At 59.5% G+C, this 1,317-nt stretch carries 1 protein-coding gene; it reads left to right on the forward strand.

What is annotated here, in order from left to right; genetic code table 11:
• Nucleotides 1-104 precede the first annotated feature (104 nt).
• Entirely contained in the window at nt 105-1,190 is a 1,086-nt protein-coding gene (locus CQ13_RS15880) for an IS5 family transposase (protein WP_057843805.1), read from the forward strand.
• Nucleotides 1,191-1,317 lie beyond the last annotated feature (127 nt).

Genomic DNA, 1,317 nt, shown 5'->3' on the forward strand with positions numbered 1-1,317 from the left:
CCGCGACACTCTGACTCAGTAAGACTAGCAGTCTGCTGAAAAACCCCTCGCCACGGAGGGGGCTTGATGATTCACTTTATCATCTCGAATCGGTGGAGATGATCATGCGCGGCAGGTTTACGGATCAGGGCGGCCTGTTTTCGTACATCGTGCCGGATAAGCGTGTGCCAGCGAACCATCCGCTGCGGAAGGTCCGGGAACTTGTCCGGGATGTTTTGAGTGATTTGAACCGCAGCCTTGGGAGGCTCTACGCCAACGAGGGACGTCCTTCGATCCCTCCGGAGCAATTGCTGAGCGCCTTGCTGCTGCAGGTGTTCTACGGCATCCGCTCAGAACGCCAGTTGATGGAGCAACTGGACTACAATCTTTTATATCGCTGGTTCGTGGGCCTGTCGCCGGACGATCCGGTCTGGGACCCGACCACCTTCACCAAGAACCGGGAGCGGCTGCAGAACGGCGATGTGTTCACGAAGTTCATGACCAGGCTTCTGAACCATCCGCAGGTCAAGCCGCTGCTGTCGGACGAGCACTTCTCGGTGGATGGAACGCTGATCGAAGCCTGGGCTTCACAGAAGAGCTTTCGCCCCAAGGACGGCAGCGGTGACGATGATGACGGCGCCAACTTCCACGGCCAGAAGCGCAAGAACGACACTCATGCGAGTACCAGCGACCCGGACAGCAGGCTTTATCGCAAGGCGGCCGGACGAGAGGCCAAGCTTTGCTATATGGGCCACGCCACCATGGAGAACCGGCATGGGCTGGCGGTGGCCGGCAGGGTCACGCATGCCAATGGCACCGCCGAACGCCGGGCTTCGGAGACCATGCTGAAGGCGAGACGCAAAGCCGCAGGCCGCCGCATCACGGCCGGTGAGGACAAGGCGTACGATACGGCCGATCATGTCGCCAATCTTCGCGCCATCGGCGTGACGCCACATGTGACGCAGAACCAGGCCGTCACCAAAACCGGCAAGACCCGCAACAGCGCCATCGACGAACGAACCACGCGGCATCCGGGATATAGCATGTCGCAATCACGCCGGGCGATGGTCGAGTGCATCTTCGGATGGGGCAAGCAGCATGGCACCATGCGCAAGACCAAACATCGTGGCATCGCTCGCGTCGCCGCCGACTTCCTGCTCAATCTGATCGCCTATAACCTGATCCGCATTCCCAAACTGCTTGCCGCTTAGCCGCCCCGCGTCAGGGTACACCCAACGCCAGGCTAGAAAATTACATCCAACTCCGCCGCGTCGCCGTAACAACGACCGGCGAGAATACGAAAACTCTCCATTTCAAGATTTTTCAGCAAACTGCTAG

This window comes from Bradyrhizobium retamae, assembly GCF_001440415.1.
Taxonomy (GTDB): domain Bacteria; phylum Pseudomonadota; class Alphaproteobacteria; order Rhizobiales; family Xanthobacteraceae; genus Bradyrhizobium; species Bradyrhizobium retamae.

Bases quoted from the DNA above. Each gene is read 5' to 3' on its own strand.
- CQ13_RS15880 (WP_057843805.1), top strand. From the start codon at position 105: ATGCGCGGCAGGTTTACGGATCAGGGCGGCCTGTTTTCGTACATCGTG.